Origin of the sequence: Bacillus sp. MM09(2025) (assembly GCF_050496725.1) — a bacterium.
GTDB lineage: Bacteria > Bacillota > Bacilli > Bacillales > Bacillaceae > Bacillus > Bacillus pumilus.
This window is the reverse complement of the sequence record NZ_JBNWEN010000001.1, coordinates 500,788-516,118: the sequence shown is the minus strand read 5'-3', so window position 1 is coordinate 516,118 and position 15,331 is coordinate 500,788. Positions and strand designations below refer to the sequence as shown.

Sequence of the window (15,331 nt, the reverse complement as noted above, 5' to 3'; positions counted from 1 at the left end):
AGAAAGGGAGGTTTTACGTATGTCTAACGGAGAGAATATGGCATTTAACATAGGTGATCTTCTATTTCAAGTGTTCTCTCTTCTATTCATTGCTGCTATCGTGACGATCATTGTCATCGCTTTTCGAATGATCAGAAGAAAACGAATGGAATTGAAGAAGGTCGAGGAAAGATTGAACAAAGTGATTGAAAAAAACGATTTAAAAGAGTAAAAATCCGGGATTTAACCGGATTTTTTTTGTTTCATCACAATCCCTTGCCGCTGCTGCATCAAAAAGAAAAAGACGCCTAAAAGGACAAGAAAACCGCCACACATTTGAAGCAGCGTGACTTTTTCTCCAAGCAGCCATACAGCAAGAATCGTGGCTCCAACAGGTTCGCCAAGGATACTCATTGAAATGGTCGTGGCATTGACATAGGTTAAAAGCCAATTATTAATGACATGAGACATGGTGGGAATGATCGCAAGCAATAAAAAGATTCCCCACTCTTTACCTGGATAGCCTGTAAAAGGAGTTTGCTGCATCAAATTAAATAAAATTAAAAAAAGACCGGCAAAACCAAACACACAAAAACTATAAATCCAATGAGATATCTTTCTGACAGCCTGTTGACCTATTAATAAATAACAAACAACGGCGATCACACTTAAAAAGGATAAAATGTCTCCTAGGATGGCTTCCTGGCTATGACCTATGTCTCCCCACCCAATCATGAGTGCACCAACAATTGCGGCACACATTGTCAAAAGTGCAGGGAGCGTGGTTCGTTCACGAAAAATGAGAAAGCCGCCTAATAAGGAGACCATCGGCTGAAGGGCGATGATAATAGTAGAGCTTGCCACAGTCGTCAGCTTCAGTGAGCCAAACCACAACACAAAATGGAGTCCTAAAAAGAAGCCTGACATACATAAGAAAAACCAGTCTCTTCTCTGAATCGAGAGAAATTCTTTTTTTCGTGGCAGAATAAACGGCAGCATAAAAACCGCGGCAAAGATCATTCGATACATACTTAAAATAGCAGCAGGTGCATTTGACCATTTCACAATAATAGCAGAAAACGAAATGGCAATAATTGAAATCACAAGCGGTAGTGCAATTGATTTCTTTTGAGCAGTTGACTTCATGTCCATGAGCAGCTTCCTTTACATCAGCAGTAGATGAGAAGTTCATCCTTGTATGTCGTCATCTTACTATGTCCAATCCGCTAGAGGCAAGATGATTTTAAAACTTATGTAAGCTTTTTTTGTATGAAAAAAGGCTTTCATCTCGAAAGCCCTATTCATCATCTATCAATAGATAAACCGCCCGAACTGGACCATGAACACCTACTACTAAATTCATCTCAATATCCGCAGAGTTACTCGGACCTGATATGAAATGAATCGCACCTTTCGCCTCTTCCCCCTCCTCTACCGAGCGATTAAGAGCCGAAACTGCCTGAATCATCCGCGGAACCACCGTGCTTTTTTCGACACACACGATATACATCATCGGTAAAAAATGCAGCGCTCTTCCTTGGCCCTGATGGGATGAAAGGACGACTGTCCCTGATTCTGCAAGAGTATAATCACTAAATACAACCGAATAAGCCGCTTGTTCTGCCAGCCTGATATTTTCTTCCCTTGATGCTTCAGCATTCCAGCTGGTGACTGCGAACCCTTCGTGCTGCAAGCTGTCAAACATCGGATAAAATCCATATTGTTCAAAACGATGATCGCCCGATGTCATCACAGAACCCTCTCCATACTCTGTCATTAATGATCGTAATACAGAGGGCGCTTCCTCTGGTTTTGTTTCGACCACTCTTGTGTGAATTCGTTGACATTGCACCTTCAGTTGCTCAACTAGCTCTTCATTAGACAAAAGTCCGTTTGTTTCCCACTGAACTTGATGCTTCCAAGCCGGACGCTGAATAGATGCAGACGAGGAGGAATCCTTCCCTAATTGCTGACGAATATGCGCTAAAAACGATTCTCGGTGAAAAATGGTTCCCTTCATCACTGCTCCTCCTTCTGTCTCTTTTTAAACCAATCCCTGAATCTTTCTTTACTTGGAGCTGGCAGGTCACGAATATCTGTCCAATTCTTTAAAGGACCTATTCCTTTTGAAATCTGTCCGTTTGAAGCCATACGATTCATCAATACAGGAGCTGCTTTTGTTCCGAATTGATACATACCGGGAGTCGATGCACCCATTCCGAACATTTTCATCGCCATCATTTCAGCTTTAGGCGCTCTCCCCTCTTTTTCAACAATGACTTGTCGATGTTTTATTAATAATTCGTGAAGCGGGATCTTTACTGGACAAGCATCTGTGCAGGCCGCGCAAAGGCTGGATGCAAAGGGGAGCTCTTGGTAGTCATCATAGCCGCCAAGAAGCGGCGATAAAACAGCGCCAATTGGCCCCGGATAAATCGATCCGTATGAATGTCCGCCCACATGCCGGTAAACTGGGCACACATTGATGCAGGCTGCGCACCGGATACATTGGAGAACAGGCTGAAAGGGAGTACCTAATATATTGGACCGCCCATTGTCCACAATAACCAGGTGAAATTCTTCTGGTCCATCCACTTCTTCTTCTCCTTTTGGTCCGACGACAGAAATATAACTCGTTAATTTCTGACCGACTGCACTTCTGCACAAAAGACCAACGAGGACATCCAGCTCCTCCATCGTTGGAACAATCCGTTCCATGCCCATAACGGCGATATGTGTCTTCGGGATAGCCGTAACAAGATCCGCATTCCCTTCATTTGTCACAAGGCAAATGGAACCTGTATTGGCGACAGCAAAATTACAGCCGGTGACACCAATATCTGCTTCGAGGAACTTTTCACGTAATATGGCTCTCACAAAACTCGTCATATCTTCAGGTGTCTCTGACATCTCATACCCGAGCTTTTCGTGAAAGACTTCTCTTATTTGTTCTTTCGTCATATGAAGAGCAGGTGCCACAATATGTGAAGGAGGTTCATGATCATCTACTTGCAGAATATACTCGCCAAGGTCACTTTCCACCACGTCACAGCCGATCTCTTCAAGGGCTTGATTCATTTCAATTTCTTCTGTGACCATTGATTTTGATTTAACGATCTTTTTGGCCGCTTTTTTCTGTGCCACATGTTGAATATACGCCGATGCCTCTTCCTTTGTTTTTGCAAAAAAGACATGTCCTCCGCGTGCACTAACGCTTTCACTTAACTGGTATAAGTAGTCATCAAGATGCGTCAGCGTATGCTGCCGGATTTCCTCGCCAAGTTCTCGCCACTTTTCCCAGTTGCCAAGTTCTTCGCTCGCAGATAGCCGCCTTTCATACAGGCGTTCCTGCGCTGAGGAAACAGCTCCTCTCATGACCCTATCTTCTAATCCTTCCCCGATTCGTTCTTTAAAGGCCTTCGCTCCAATTTTCATACTCATGTGCCGTTCCCCCTCTTAAAGTCAGCGGCTATTTAATACCTCTGCGATATGCATCACTTGAATGGATTTATCAAGACGATTCAGTCTCCCGCCAATATTGAGCAGGCAGCCGCAGTCAGCACCAATGATATATTCAGCGCCTGTCTCCTCTATGCTTTGGACTTTTTCATCGACCATTTGCTCAGATATAGGTGTCATTTTTACTGAAAAGGTTCCTCCAAATCCGCAGCAATTTTCTGCGCGTGGCAATGGTGTCATCGTCAAATCCTTGACATTTGACAATAGAGTGAAAGGGGCTTCCTTAATTCGCAGCAGTCTCGTCATATGACAGGATGTGTGATAGGCTGCGTTTCCTTTCAGGCTTGCCCCTACATCTGTGACGTGTAATATATCAACAATAAACTCGGTTAATTCATATGTTTTCTCAGCAAGTGCTTCAGCTTTTGCTGACCACACTGGATCTTCTTTTAAAAGTTGAGGATATTCTAAAAACATCGCCTTACAAGAGCCTGACGGCGTCACGACATATTCAGCTGATTCAAAGGCTTTAATCATGTTTTTTGCTGCTTTAATGGTTTCTTTTGTATAGCCGCTGTTAAAGGCTGGCTGCCCGCAGCACACTTGTGCCACTGGAAATTCCACTTCTACACCGAGCCTTTCTAATACTTCCACTGTGGCCTTTCCTACATTTGGCTGCATGGTGTCAATTAAACAAGTAACGAATAAATGGACTTTCATCGGCGAACTTCCCTTCTTTGCTGCAATTTGATTCATCAATTTGGTCATCTGATGACGAAATAACAGCCTATATTTTCATTTTAATCCCAAATTTCTGAAATTTCAATGAAGTGATTTGTCTAAATTTGGACAAAAAAACGCCCTTTTAATTGGGCGTTTTTTGATATTTATTTGGAAATCATTTCACGAATTTTTTCGTCGATAGGCGTTAACGGCCGGCCTAATAAGGTTTTGAAATCATGGCTTTCAATGGCTAAAGCACCATCGCGAATTCCGCTTTGAATGGCTTTGACAAATGGCACAGCTTCTTTTGGTACCCCATTAGAAGCTAAAAATTCTCCAAATGTGTCGACAGTAATTTGCTCCACCTTGATCTCCTTTCCGCTCACTTCACTGACAATGCGCGCAAGTTCAGTATGCGTCCGAAGAGGTCCTGACAGTTCATATTTCTCTTTGCTATGTTCAGAAAGTGTTAACGCATTTGCGGCCGCTTCTGCGTAGTCATTTCTTGTTGCCCAGCCAACCTTGCCATCACCAATTGGACTTAAAAATGGTGCGCCGCTAACGGCTGCTAGTATCGTATCTTTTTCATTTTCTACATACCAGTTGTTTCTTAGAAACACATGAGGAATACCAGAGGCGACAATGGCTTCTTCAGTTTTTGCATGGTCGTGTGCAAGGACAAGCTGACTCTCTCTTGCATTCACAACGCTTGTATAAGCAATAAAAGATACACCAGCTGCTTTCGCCGCTTGGATGGCAGCCGTATGCTGCTGCACGCGGTCTCCATCCGCAGTTGAAATGATCAAAAGGCGGTCAATGCCTTGAAAGGCTGCCTTAAGAGTGTCTGGCTGAGTAAAGTCTCCGTGGCGTACATCCACCCCAGCTTCCTTCAAATGTGCTGCCTTTTGCGGATCTCGAACACTCACCGCAATTTGTTCAGCTGGTACCTTTGTAAGTAAATGCTGGACGACGAGCGATCCAAGCTGTCCTGTTGCGCCTGTTACTAATAATTTCATTTGTTTGACCTCCTCATTTTTCGTTCAACGGTGATGTGCATACGTTATAATCAAAATGGTTACAACAAAGGTGTAAAAAAAGCTCCAATGTATGAGCTTTTTTATTCCGCCTCTGTCAATAATTGCTGAATTGTCACTTGCTTTAGGTGATTCTCAAGTGCAGCTTGTGCTTCTTTTAGTTCATGCCGCAATCTCGTATCCATCGCTTGACCAATCGGGCATGCGATGACGGGCTGATGAAAGTTAAATAATTCTTCATCCTCGCTTACATCGACAGCGCGGTACACATCTAATAGCGTGATTTCCTCTGCCGGTCTTTTTAAATAAGCACCGCCTACTCCGCGGCGGATCTCAATAAGATCCGCCCGTTTGAGCATTGCCATCATTTTTCGAACAATGGCTGGATTTGAATTCACGCTCTCTGCAATAAAATCACCTGTACACTCTTTTGGAACACCTGCAATAAATGACACAATATGAACAGCAATCGGATACCTGCTGCTAATTTGCTTCACAATCTTTCACCACCGTTGTAATCAATATAGTTACAATGAGTGGTTTTGTCAATCAATAAATGGATTTTTCTTTCGATCCCAGTCTTCATAAGTCATGCTATCGTAGTCTTCTTCTGTATCAAGCTCAAGCGGCGCAATGCATTCAAGCAGATTTCCATCTGGGTCAAGAAAATAGATCGCTGCATGAAATTGCGGTGGATTATCCAGAACTAAAGGCTGCCTCTCTTCTGAAAAGCCAAACATTGGGTGAATGCCGATGCCCTTTTCAACCAGCCAAGACTTGATCTGTTCAATACTGGACGTTGTAATTTGAAAGGCAACGTGCCGAGTCGAGGGATGGTATGGGAAGTCATTGATATCTACTTTCCACAAACCAAGCCAGCTCTTTCCTTTCTCAATCCATAAAAAAGCAACTCGTTCATTTTGGTGAGCAAGTGTCAATTCCAATTTTTCATAAAACGCAATAGACGCCTTCAAATCATTCACAGGTAAATGAGCTTCATACAAACCCTTTATCATCATCAAAACCACTCCTTTTCTACTTTCTATTCTGCGGGATTTAATGAAATGACACCTCAGCAAAACGATGTATTTTATCCCCTTCATTAGTTTGAGAAGAATGATATGTTTGATCCATTGCAGATGGGGGAAGGTGTTCAAATAAAAGAAAGGAGCGTTTTATATGCCTTGGACGATGAATGATTATCCGGCTTCATTTCAATCGTTAGATCACATTATTCGAAAAAAAGCGCTTGAGATTGCGAACAAAATGATACAGGAAGGCTATGACGAAAGTAGAGCCATCCCAATTGCGATCAGTCAAGCGAAAGAATGGAAAAAGAACGCAACGGAAAAAGAGATCGAGAATTTCTCAGCCCGTGGTTCTGTCACGCCATCTAAAGACAGCAGCTCCGCAAGACCAGAGCTTATGGATCATGCCCAGCATGTCGTCAAACACGAAGATGGCTGGGCGATTCAAACAGAGAAAGCAAAACGAGCAAGTGAGGTCAAACAAACGAAACAAGAAGCAATTGACCGGGCTAAGGGCATTTCCTCTAATAAAGGGACTTCAGTTGTTATCCATAGAAAAGATGGGAACATTCAGGACGTGTTAAAACCGCAATAAGACCGCCCAGGAGCGGTCTATTTTTATGCATTCTTTTCTTTTTTCGCTGGTGCTTTTCTTTTTTTAGGTGCTGTTTTTTTCGCTTTGGCTGGTTTTGATCGGTCGATTGAAGCCTGTAGCGCTGCCATTAAATCAGTTACATTGGATACAGGATCTTTTTTGCCTGTCGTTTCTGGCTGAACGGTATGTTCTCCAGATATTTTATCTCCGATTAAATTCATCAGCTGTTCTCTGTATTCATCCTGATAGGCAGCTGGATCAAAAGTTGTGGTTAATTGTTCGATTAAAAGAAGCGCTGTATCTAACTCTTTTTTCACAATGTTTTCCTCTTGCGGGATATTTGGTACATCTGATACCTGTCTAATTTCATCAGGAAAATGAATAGTTTCCATCAGCAAAATATGTTCATAGCACCTAACGATCGCTAATTGTTCCTTTGAGCGGATCATAATCTTTGCCACACCAATTTTCCCCGATTCCTCTAAAGCTTTTCTTAATAATGAGTAAGCCTTCGCTCCGCCGGTATCTGGTGATAAAAAGTAACTTCTTTCATAATAGATTGGATCAATCTCTTCTATCTTCACAAAATCAATAATTTCAACGGCTTTTTCTTCATTTTCTTTTCGCAGTTTTTCAAGCTCTTCCTCGTCTAACTCAATGAATTTATTTTTTGCATACTCGTACGCTTTTACAATTTGTTCTGGTGCCACCTCTTCCCCGCAGTTGGCACAAACCTTTTTATAGTTAATGGGTGTGTGACACTCTTTATGCAGCTGTCTTAACTTAATATCTTTGTTCTCTGTAGCAGTAAACAGCTTCACTGGAATATTGACTAATCCAAAGCTAATGCCGCCTTTCCAAACTGTATGCATCGCGTCGCCTCCGTTCTTTTCTCTTTACTATGCAATGTTTTCGTTAGACTTATGTATGTGAATGAAAATTTCATCCCACTCTAAGAACACATCATATGAGGAAGTGACATGCACAAATGAAACCTATGCGATTAACGGCTGCACATGATGTTCCTACCGGTGCAGACTGGGTGTATGAATTAAAATATGACGGCTTTCGAGTCATTCTGACGTGGGAGCAAAACAAGATTCATTTAGAAAGCAGAGCCGGAAAACGATTAAACGAACAGTTTCCTGAGGTGATTGAACAGTGCGAACAATTAAGGGATCAGTTTGCTCTTTTTTTACCTCTGACGTTTGATGGAGAATTGGTCTTTTTACTGGATGAACAGCAAAGCGATTTTGCGAGGGTTCAGCAAAGAGGCAGATTAAAAAACAAAGAGGCGATTAAGCAACAGGCTGAGCGGTTTCCATGTCATTTGATCGTATTTGATCTATTAAGATGCAAAGGGCAATCTCTAATTGATTTGCCGTTGATGGAAAGGAAAAAACAGGTACAGCAAGTTTTCAAAGCAGCAAAACTTCCGCCATCTGTTCAGCTTGAGCACCCTTCCCTTCTTCAACTCATTCATACAGACACAAATCCTGAACATATGAAAAAGCTGATGACGACGTATTTAGCAGAAGGACTCGTTGCGAAAAAAGGGACGAGTACATGGCACGAGAATACACGGTCAAAAGAATGGCTGAAAGTCAAAAACTGGCGATATATCTCTGTCATTGTGACTCGTTTTGATAAAGAAAATGGCTACTTCCAAGGCTGTATTTATCAAGATCATCATCTCACCGAGGTTGTCCAATTCAAGCATGGATTTTCTAAAGAAGAAGAACAAACGCTGCGTACGCTCTTTCAAACAAAAGGCAATCAAATAGGGACATCAGGATATGAAATCCCACCTTCTATCGTCGCGAGCATTGCTTGTATCTCCTTTGATGGGTCCGCCTTAAGAGAGCCGCGTTTTTCTTCCTTTTTACTAGATACTGACCCAGCGGCGTGTACGTTTCAGCAAATGCTCAAACAGCTGTATCCGCTCCCTGCTGTGATTGACGTCACTCATTCTGAAAAACCGATTGTGCCGTCTCTTCATCTGAACAAGGCAGATTACTTGCTTTATTTAAGACAAGCCGCTCCCTATCTCTTGCCCTTTTTACGTGAAAGACGGCTGACTTTAATTCGGTTTCCTCATGGCGCCGGGGACGAATTCTTTTATCAAAAATCGACACCTGATTATGCCCCAGATTATGTATTGACCGATCAAGCTGATGATATTTCATACACTGTCTGTAATGACCCTCAGACGCTTCTTTGGCTCGGTAACCAGCTTGCAATGGAATTTCATATTCCTTTTGAAACAAGGGATACAAACCGGCCGATCGAAATCGTCTTTGATTTAGACCCGCCTTCTGTTAACGAGTTTCATCTAGCCATAGAAGCTGCTAAGCGAATCAAAACGCTTTTAGACGGTCTCTTTCTTACAGCCTTTATTAAAACAAGCGGTGGTAAAGGACTGCAAGTTTATATTCCATTAAAGAAAAATGCCTTCACATACGAAGAAACGAGAACATTTACCGCGTTTATATGCCAATTTTTATGTGAACAAGAACCTGAGCTATTTACTCTGGAACGTCTTAAGAAAAAACGCGGCAATCGCTTGTATTTAGACTATATTCAGCACGATGCTGGAAAAACAATCATTGCGCCCTATTCACCAAGAGGAAATGAGCTTGGGCTTGTAGCGACACCGCTTGAATGGGACGAACTCCATCAAGATGGCTTTCATCCTTCTTTGTTTACCATGCCAGCTGTGATAGAGCGTCTAAAGGAAAAAGGCGATCCATTCCGCCGCATGAGACACCTTGTAAATGATGACACTTTCAGACAAGTTTTGCACCGGCTTGAGGACATTATCCCGGCACATAAGATGGACATACGCGGTCATTAAGCGTTACACTTATTCATTAGAGAGCAAGAAAGGGATGACCATTTTGACCGCACATTCATTTCGAAATATAGCACTTATTTTCTTGTGCCTTGCAGCAGGTATTGTGGATGTGATTGGCTATTTGAGCTTAGGGCATGTGTTTACAGCCAATATGACAGGTAATATTGTGCTGCTTGGCATTGCAGCAGGAAGCTCCTTGCAGCTTACGGCCCTTCATTCCATCATTGCACTGAGTGGATTTGTTTTAGGGGTTTTACTAGCTGTTGTGATAGGCGGAAAGCATGAGAAAACGTTTTGGCCAAAAGCCGTTACACGTATCTTTATCATAGAAGTCCTCATACTGCTTCTATTTGCTCTTATGACCATTTTCCCTTATACACAAGGTGCTTATTTTATGCTGATTATCCTTTTAAGTATGGCCATGGGCCTGCAAACAGCGGCCGCCCGCAAATTAAATGTGGCTGGTATTTCCACAACGGTTCTAACGAGTACACTCGCTAACCTATTTGAGGATTTGGCTCAGCGCATTTCACATCAGGAAAAAAGAAAAGCTCCCATTCAGCATGTCAGTTTCATGCGAATAGGCTCTATTGTTTTTTACTGCCTAGGTGCTGCTTTAGCGGCATACACAGATGCATACAATCCGTTTATCATCATTTGGCTGCCTATCTCTATCCTTGGAGTCATTGTGATAACTGCTGCAATTAAGCACTTTCACCAATTGAAATAGCCATTCTCTAGAAGGCTATTTCAATCACTGTGATAAAACACTAATAACTTCTTACATAAAAACCAGGAGGACGCCCCATAATGAACGTGGAGCCATATGGAGAATATCCAGAAAATGTCCCGAATCCACCATATCCAGGATAACCTCCTAAGCCAGAGAACACGCCAGGGCTCACATAATACCCGCCAAAGCCAATATGTGGCCCCACTGCTCCTCCGCTAAAACCGCCTCCATGAAAACCTCCATATACCCGTGGATACATACAATCACCTGCCTTCAAGTTACACCTCATCTCATCATATGCGTGACAAATGGAGCGGTGTTCCCTCTTTTGTAACAAATTCTATGTACAATAGACCAATTTGATAAAATTTGAATGAAAAGTCCTGCAAAAAATTAAATTAAGCAAAGAAAGGTGACCTTTTTAACTTGTTGCTCTGCCATATGATTATTTAGAATAATGGAGCAGGTAACAAATTTGCACACCCCCTTTGTTGCGAATTCTTCTTATTAAACGTTCTTGTAGCGTTTAATAAGAAGAGCCTATTAATCACATACAAAAAACCCTTGCTGACGATCATCAACAAGGGCAAGAGATAAATGGTGAATTAACCACCAATAATTTTTTCTGCTACTTCGAAAGAACCCGCTACGTTTTCAGTTAAAACTGCCGCAGCAACCGCTAAACCCACAACGAATAATACTTTTAATCCTGTTTTCATCTTAAATCAACCCCATTCTTTTCATATGTAAATCCGCTTCTAAACTTTTATTGAAGTAAAAAACAGACTGCTCATAAAGTGTTTGCTTTTCACAATACTTAGCCGCAAAATGTGAAAGCTCTTTTACTTCATGATATTCATTCTTCTCTTCTAACTTTCTTAATTTCTCATCAATTTGCTGAAATCTTTGTGGTGCATTCGTTAAGTAAAGGTCATGGACGATGCCTATTTTCAGCTGAAACACTTCATGAGAAGCATCTTTTATTCGCGCATACGCAGCCTCTATATATTGGCTTGCACGCTGCTTTTCACCAATCACACAGAGTTCCCGGCTCATCAGATACGTAGAATGGAAAAAGAAATCCGACTCGTAATATTCTTGATGGGACAATGCTTTTTCAAGATGATGTACTGATTCTTTCGGTTTATTCCAAAATGAATATAAAATGGCCACATTGTGATGAAGCTGAGCCAGCATAAAATCATCCTGCTCTTTTGTCAAAACCTCTTCCGCCAGACGGTAATTTTCAAGTGCCTCTTCATACCGGCCGATCTCAGTTTGATTCGCCGCTATGAGAGAATACGAAAGTGCGGTTCTTCTTTCATAATGCTTGTGCCGTTTATAAACGTGAAGAGCTCTGCGGATATAGCTTAATGAGAGCATGATATGACTAAGCCGGTAGTAAAGCCAGGCCACCTTAAAATCAAAATCAGCACGTTCGATCTCACTTGGAATTTTATCTAAGAGCTTTTCAGCACTTTGATACATTTGCAATGCAACCTCGTAATTCCCTTGATGCTGCTCATACACCCCCTCATAAAAATCAAAATAGTAGGCAAGTCGATTAGATAAGTCCTCCTCTTTTTTCCCGTGAAGACCTTCTATACTTTTGGTTGAAACACTGCCCTTTTGACCTCTTAAATTGTACATGAGAATGTGATGTCTCTTCTCAAGAAGAGAATAGTACATAAGGATGTCCGCATCATCAATTTCCTCTACTGCTTGTTTCGCTTTAGCAAATAGCCGTTCTGCCTCATCTGCATGATCCTTTTTAATTTCCATGTTCCAGTCATTTAATAATGATGCCAATTCCGCAACAGGAATCTTGCTCATTCTACACCCCCAATCACCTTCAGCTGCAACACATGATTTCACTAAATATGGAACTTCTATTAGCAATTGCTAATTAGTCCATTTGAGATCATTTTAATATGAATCACTTCAATCTTCAATAACCGTTTCCTTTGAAAATGCGTTTCTTTCTTCTAGTCAATGAAGTTTGCGTAAAAATTCCGCCTTTTTTCGATTTTAAAGTAACCAGTCACCCTCGTGATGAAATAAAAAAAGCCCTTTTTGGGGCTTTTAGTTCTTATTCCAATCGTATGATGGTAAGTGCCGCTCCAACAGACCCTCCACCAAGTAACACCACTGTTGCGACTAAACCGAAAATTTGGAGAGAAATTTGGTTACCTGCTACAAGTGTTGTAATGAGTGATACATTGTAGGTAGATGCCGATAAAGCGGGTGTTAATATAGAACCAGCAACGGCAGATCCGCTGTTAATCAGCCTTGTTCCAGCAAGCAGCGCTGCGTTTGTGTTCACTTAATATGCGATGAAATAGCAACCCGATACTGGCACTGTAAAAATCGTATTTCCACCACTTGCCGTAAAACCATCTAAGCTCTGATTATTAGGCAAAGAAACCGCTGTCCCGCCTAAGACAACAAGTACTGGAGGCGTACATTGAGTTAGCGGTTACAATTGTGCAGGATCGGTTATTCCTGTTGGACACTTCTATCAAAGAACACCCATGAGTAGAAAGGTTCCCCATCTTCCATGATGGGCAAATAAAGGAGAACTTATTGGACATTTGTGAGTAAAGCCTTCATTTTTTGTATGAATATTGATCTCTTTCAGTTTACTCATCAACAGGTTTGTCACTTTCCATCAGCCCAATTCAATGCTGTATACAAACCATATGGTCTTTTATCATATGAGCCTATGACTATTTTGTGCGATTCGTCTAAGAGCAGGAGCTGGAAGAGACACCATGGAACTAATCACAAAATGTACTGAACGAAAAGTCACATTTAGAAATTGTTAACAGTCTATTGCATTATACGATATTAAAATCTGTTTTCCGTCATGTTCCGCGAAAAACAACGCCAAATCAAGACGCCTATAAAGGAGTTAACAGGTTATTCATAAATGATGAAAATAATCACCTTATAAAATAGGTAAATTTAAGGTGTTTTTACAAATTTCGACACAAAATACTCTTTCTCTTTGATACTATTGAATTAACCTATTTACAAATAATAGGTTAATTCGTATTAAGGAGTTGTTTTGTTTGAAAAAATCAACATTAAAAAAAGCTGTATTATCTATCGCCTTTTCAGCCACAATGTTATTTTCTATGAATACTGCAAGTGCTGCTCCGTTAGAGTGGGTCAGAGATGCTTATCCTGATCAGTGGGACTATGTATTAATTAAACAAAATGGGGTCAGTTACACTCAAGTTTGGACAAGTAGCAACAGTTATTTCCTTGTGAAATGCGAAGTATTATCTAACGGAAAATGCTTTGTTTCAAAATAAAACATTCACAAAACGACTTCCAATTTTGGGGTCGTTTTTTACTATAAAGTAAAAAATTCTTCTAAACTGGAGCTTTATATAAAACCTCATTGAGAGGGTAAGCTAGGTTTAGGTAAGTCTTTTTTAAACATGTATGCAATCATTCACTCATACTGAATTCATTATTTATCTTTTAATGGTTATTTTGAGGATCATCTCTTCCTTTAGATTTTTCTTTACAATAACCCTATTAGCATTTTACTATATATCATATGAACGATAACTTCCGCGCCTCAGTAGCTCTAGAAGGGAAGAGCGCCGTAAAACAAATTGTAGCTGGCGGGTCGCAAGGCAAGGGTTTCAGAAGCACCGAAAAGCACACGAGCTGAGGCAGGTGAAATTCCGTAGGGAAGCGTGTTGCCCCTAGCCTATGCTTACGAAAGGAGTGCGGGTTCGAATCCCGTCTGAGGCTTATGAGGTAGATGGAATGGGAGGATAAAATATCATGCATGTGTTTGAAGAGTATGTAAGCAACATTGGTAATCCAGAGCTGAAGCAGCGCACGCAAGACATTTTACAATGGATTTTAGACACATTCCCTCAACTAGAGCCAAGAATTGCTTGGAATCAGCCGATGTTCACAGACCATGGCACATTTATTATTGGGTTTAGCGTGGCAAAACATCACATTTCTGTCGCACCAGAAGGTAAAGGAATTGATCACTTTTCAGCTGACATTGTACAAGCGGGTTACGATCATGGAAAAAAGATGTTTCGCATGAAGGAAAGCTTGCCAGTTGATTATCCTCTCCTAAAGAAAATCATTGAATTTAATATCGAAGACAAAGCGGATTGTTCAACGTTTTGGCGAAAATAAAAAGCACCCCGATCTGAGCCATAAACAGATCGGGGCATTTTGCTGCAACATGTTATTTTGTTCTCTTCCTTACAACGTTCTGTTCAAGCCACTCATAACATGCCAAAATGGCATTCACGCTCCTTTGGCATATCGGCAAATAGACAACAGCGACCGCTGTTAAACACGCTATGACAGCACCTGCTAAGACATCAAATGGATAATGGACACCTACCCAAATTCTTGAAAAACCAACGGCGCACGCTATGAACAGCCAATAAACATGGCGTTTGTGAAAAAGCCAAAAGATCAGACAAACAGAAAAAATAAAGATGGTATGATCACTCGGAAAAGAGTTATTCACTTCCTTTTGAATCAAAAGATTGACATGACTCATTTCGGCAAAGGGCTGCTGGTTGGAATAAAAAATACCTGCAATTTTTCCCATTAACTCTGCCAATATGAAAGTAAGTCCAGCAGATACAACCATGCCCCTATTGGTTCTACTTCGATTTTGAAACCATATGAACAGACACGTGAGTGCTGCTAACAGCACAGTATATTCAGCTAGTCCAATGAATATCGGATTCAAATAACCATGATCGATACTGAGCTGATTCACCCACCTAAATAAATCTTCATTATATCCCTGCATCTCATTTCATCCCTTTTTCCTCGATTTATGACAAGGATAAATGAAATAAGATGACTCCTCCATCGATTGAACGAACAAACCATGGAATCATATGACATGTTTGTCACTTTGCTGTCACT

General features: G+C 41.2%; 17 protein-coding genes and 1 pseudogene. 6 read left to right on the top strand and 12 right to left on the bottom strand.

Annotation, left to right across the window (positions count from 1 at the left end):
• Positions 1-19 precede the first annotated feature (19 nt).
• Positions 20-211, top strand: coding sequence for a TIGR00366 family protein (locus ACQYAC_RS02645; RefSeq protein ID WP_137054585.1), 192 nt, complete (start codon positions 20-22; stop codon positions 209-211).
• A gap of 11 nt (positions 212-222) precedes the next feature.
• On the opposite strand, the gene ACQYAC_RS02640 is transcribed toward ACQYAC_RS02645, so the two are convergent.
• The 7 genes from ACQYAC_RS02640 to ACQYAC_RS02610 all read right to left on the bottom strand — a co-directional run bounded on the left by ACQYAC_RS02640 (position 223) and on the right by ACQYAC_RS02610 (position 6,214).
• A complete protein-coding gene (locus ACQYAC_RS02640; RefSeq protein ID WP_169056575.1) occupies positions 223-1,131 on the bottom strand; it encodes a DMT family transporter in 909 nt (302 codons plus the stop codon).
• A 145-nt stretch (positions 1,132-1,276) separates the two neighbouring features.
• Positions 1,277-1,999, bottom strand: a complete 723-nt coding sequence (locus ACQYAC_RS02635; RefSeq protein WP_429942653.1) for a LutC/YkgG family protein — start codon at positions 1,997-1,999, stop codon at positions 1,277-1,279.
• Entirely contained in the window at positions 1,999-3,420 is a 1,422-nt protein-coding gene (locus tag ACQYAC_RS02630; protein ID WP_429942652.1) for a LutB/LldF family L-lactate oxidation iron-sulfur protein, read from the bottom strand. Before ACQYAC_RS02630 ends, ACQYAC_RS02635 begins: the two co-directional genes overlap by 1 nt.
• A 21-nt stretch (positions 3,421-3,441) precedes the next feature.
• Complete coding sequence (locus ACQYAC_RS02625; protein WP_268497934.1) at positions 3,442-4,158, bottom strand: (Fe-S)-binding protein; 717 nt, start codon at positions 4,156-4,158, stop codon at positions 3,442-3,444.
• 167 nt (positions 4,159-4,325) lie between these two features.
• A complete protein-coding gene (locus tag ACQYAC_RS02620; RefSeq protein ID WP_268497905.1) occupies positions 4,326-5,177 on the bottom strand; it encodes an SDR family oxidoreductase in 852 nt (283 codons plus the stop codon).
• A gap of 101 nt (positions 5,178-5,278) precedes the next feature.
• Entirely contained in the window at positions 5,279-5,692 is a 414-nt protein-coding gene (locus ACQYAC_RS02615; RefSeq protein WP_061407918.1) for an Rrf2 family transcriptional regulator, read from the bottom strand.
• 48 nt (positions 5,693-5,740) lie between these two features.
• A complete protein-coding gene (locus ACQYAC_RS02610) occupies positions 5,741-6,214 on the bottom strand; it encodes a VOC family protein (protein ID WP_268497902.1) in 474 nt (157 codons plus the stop codon).
• 160 nt (positions 6,215-6,374) lie between these two features.
• Here ACQYAC_RS02610 and ACQYAC_RS02605 point away from each other — a divergent pair, with 160 nt between their 5' ends.
• The gene (locus tag ACQYAC_RS02605; protein ID WP_429942651.1) at positions 6,375-6,818 is read left to right on the top strand and encodes a DUF2188 domain-containing protein; all 444 of its coding nucleotides are present in this window, start codon (positions 6,375-6,377) and stop codon (positions 6,816-6,818) included.
• A 23-nt stretch (positions 6,819-6,841) separates the two neighbouring features.
• Here ACQYAC_RS02605 and ACQYAC_RS02600 read toward each other — a convergent pair whose 3' ends face one another.
• Entirely contained in the window at positions 6,842-7,690 is an 849-nt protein-coding gene (locus ACQYAC_RS02600) for a Ku protein (RefSeq protein ID WP_426972872.1), read from the bottom strand.
• A gap of 116 nt (positions 7,691-7,806) precedes the next feature.
• On the opposite strand from ACQYAC_RS02600, the gene ACQYAC_RS02595 reads away from it, so the two are divergent.
• Both ACQYAC_RS02595 and ACQYAC_RS02590 read left to right on the top strand, forming a co-directional pair.
• Complete coding sequence (locus ACQYAC_RS02595; RefSeq protein ID WP_427128366.1) at positions 7,807-9,672, top strand: DNA ligase D; 1,866 nt, start codon at positions 7,807-7,809, stop codon at positions 9,670-9,672.
• A 34-nt stretch (positions 9,673-9,706) separates the two neighbouring features.
• Positions 9,707-10,402, top strand: coding sequence for a YoaK family protein (locus tag ACQYAC_RS02590; RefSeq protein ID WP_427128367.1), 696 nt, complete (start codon positions 9,707-9,709; stop codon positions 10,400-10,402).
• 40 nt (positions 10,403-10,442) lie between these two features.
• Here ACQYAC_RS02590 and ACQYAC_RS02585 read toward each other — a convergent pair whose 3' ends face one another.
• From ACQYAC_RS02585 to ACQYAC_RS02575, 3 genes and pseudogenes are all read right to left on the bottom strand, one after another.
• On the bottom strand, positions 10,443-10,682 hold the full coding sequence (locus tag ACQYAC_RS02585) for a hypothetical protein (RefSeq protein WP_234034881.1): 240 nt from the start codon (positions 10,680-10,682) through the stop codon (positions 10,443-10,445).
• Positions 10,683-11,125: 443 nt separating this feature from the next.
• A complete protein-coding gene (locus ACQYAC_RS02580) occupies positions 11,126-12,238 on the bottom strand; it encodes a tetratricopeptide repeat protein (protein WP_058015687.1) in 1,113 nt (370 codons plus the stop codon).
• Positions 12,239-12,494: 256 nt separating this feature from the next.
• Positions 12,495-12,824: pseudogene (locus tag ACQYAC_RS02575) on the bottom strand (BclA C-terminal domain-containing protein).
• A gap of 652 nt (positions 12,825-13,476) precedes the next feature.
• Between ACQYAC_RS02575 and ACQYAC_RS02570 the strand changes: the two are divergent.
• Entirely contained in the window at positions 13,477-13,722 is a 246-nt protein-coding gene (locus ACQYAC_RS02570) for a hypothetical protein (protein ID WP_034660753.1), read from the top strand.
• 484 nt (positions 13,723-14,206) lie between these two features.
• Positions 14,207-14,578: an iron chaperone gene (locus ACQYAC_RS02565; RefSeq protein ID WP_058015688.1), complete on the top strand. Its 372-nt coding sequence runs from the start codon at positions 14,207-14,209 to the stop codon at positions 14,576-14,578.
• 52 nt (positions 14,579-14,630) lie between these two features.
• Here ACQYAC_RS02565 and ACQYAC_RS02560 read toward each other — a convergent pair whose 3' ends face one another.
• On the bottom strand, positions 14,631-15,212 hold the full coding sequence (locus ACQYAC_RS02560; RefSeq protein WP_429942650.1) for an undecaprenyl-diphosphatase: 582 nt from the start codon (positions 15,210-15,212) through the stop codon (positions 14,631-14,633).
• Positions 15,213-15,331 lie beyond the last annotated feature (119 nt).

Coding starts and splice junctions, on each gene's coding strand:
- ACQYAC_RS02645 (WP_137054585.1), top strand. CDS start 20: ATGTCTAACGGAGAGAATATGGCATTTAACATAGGTGATCTTCTATTT.
- ACQYAC_RS02640 (WP_169056575.1), bottom strand. CDS start 1,131: ATGGACATGAAGTCAACTGCTCAAAAGAAATCAATTGCACTACCGCTT.
- ACQYAC_RS02635 (WP_429942653.1), bottom strand. CDS start 1,999: ATGAAGGGAACCATTTTTCACCGAGAATCGTTTTTAGCGCATATTCGT.
- ACQYAC_RS02630 (WP_429942652.1), bottom strand. CDS start 3,420: ATGAGTATGAAAATTGGAGCGAAGGCCTTTAAAGAACGAATCGGGGAA.
- ACQYAC_RS02625 (WP_268497934.1), bottom strand. CDS start 4,158: ATGAAAGTCCATTTATTCGTTACTTGTTTAATTGACACCATGCAGCCA.
- ACQYAC_RS02620 (WP_268497905.1), bottom strand. CDS start 5,177: ATGAAATTATTAGTAACAGGCGCAACAGGACAGCTTGGATCGCTCGTC.
- ACQYAC_RS02610 (WP_268497902.1), bottom strand. CDS start 6,214: ATGATGATAAAGGGTTTGTATGAAGCTCATTTACCTGTGAATGATTTG.
- ACQYAC_RS02605 (WP_429942651.1), top strand. CDS start 6,375: ATGCCTTGGACGATGAATGATTATCCGGCTTCATTTCAATCGTTAGAT.
- ACQYAC_RS02600 (WP_426972872.1), bottom strand. CDS start 7,690: ATGCATACAGTTTGGAAAGGCGGCATTAGCTTTGGATTAGTCAATATT.
- ACQYAC_RS02595 (WP_427128366.1), top strand. CDS start 7,807: ATGAAACCTATGCGATTAACGGCTGCACATGATGTTCCTACCGGTGCA.
- ACQYAC_RS02590 (WP_427128367.1), top strand. CDS start 9,707: ATGACCATTTTGACCGCACATTCATTTCGAAATATAGCACTTATTTTC.
- ACQYAC_RS02580 (WP_058015687.1), bottom strand. CDS start 12,238: ATGAGCAAGATTCCTGTTGCGGAATTGGCATCATTATTAAATGACTGG.
- ACQYAC_RS02565 (WP_058015688.1), top strand. CDS start 14,207: ATGCATGTGTTTGAAGAGTATGTAAGCAACATTGGTAATCCAGAGCTG.
- ACQYAC_RS02560 (WP_429942650.1), bottom strand. CDS start 15,212: ATGCAGGGATATAATGAAGATTTATTTAGGTGGGTGAATCAGCTCAGT.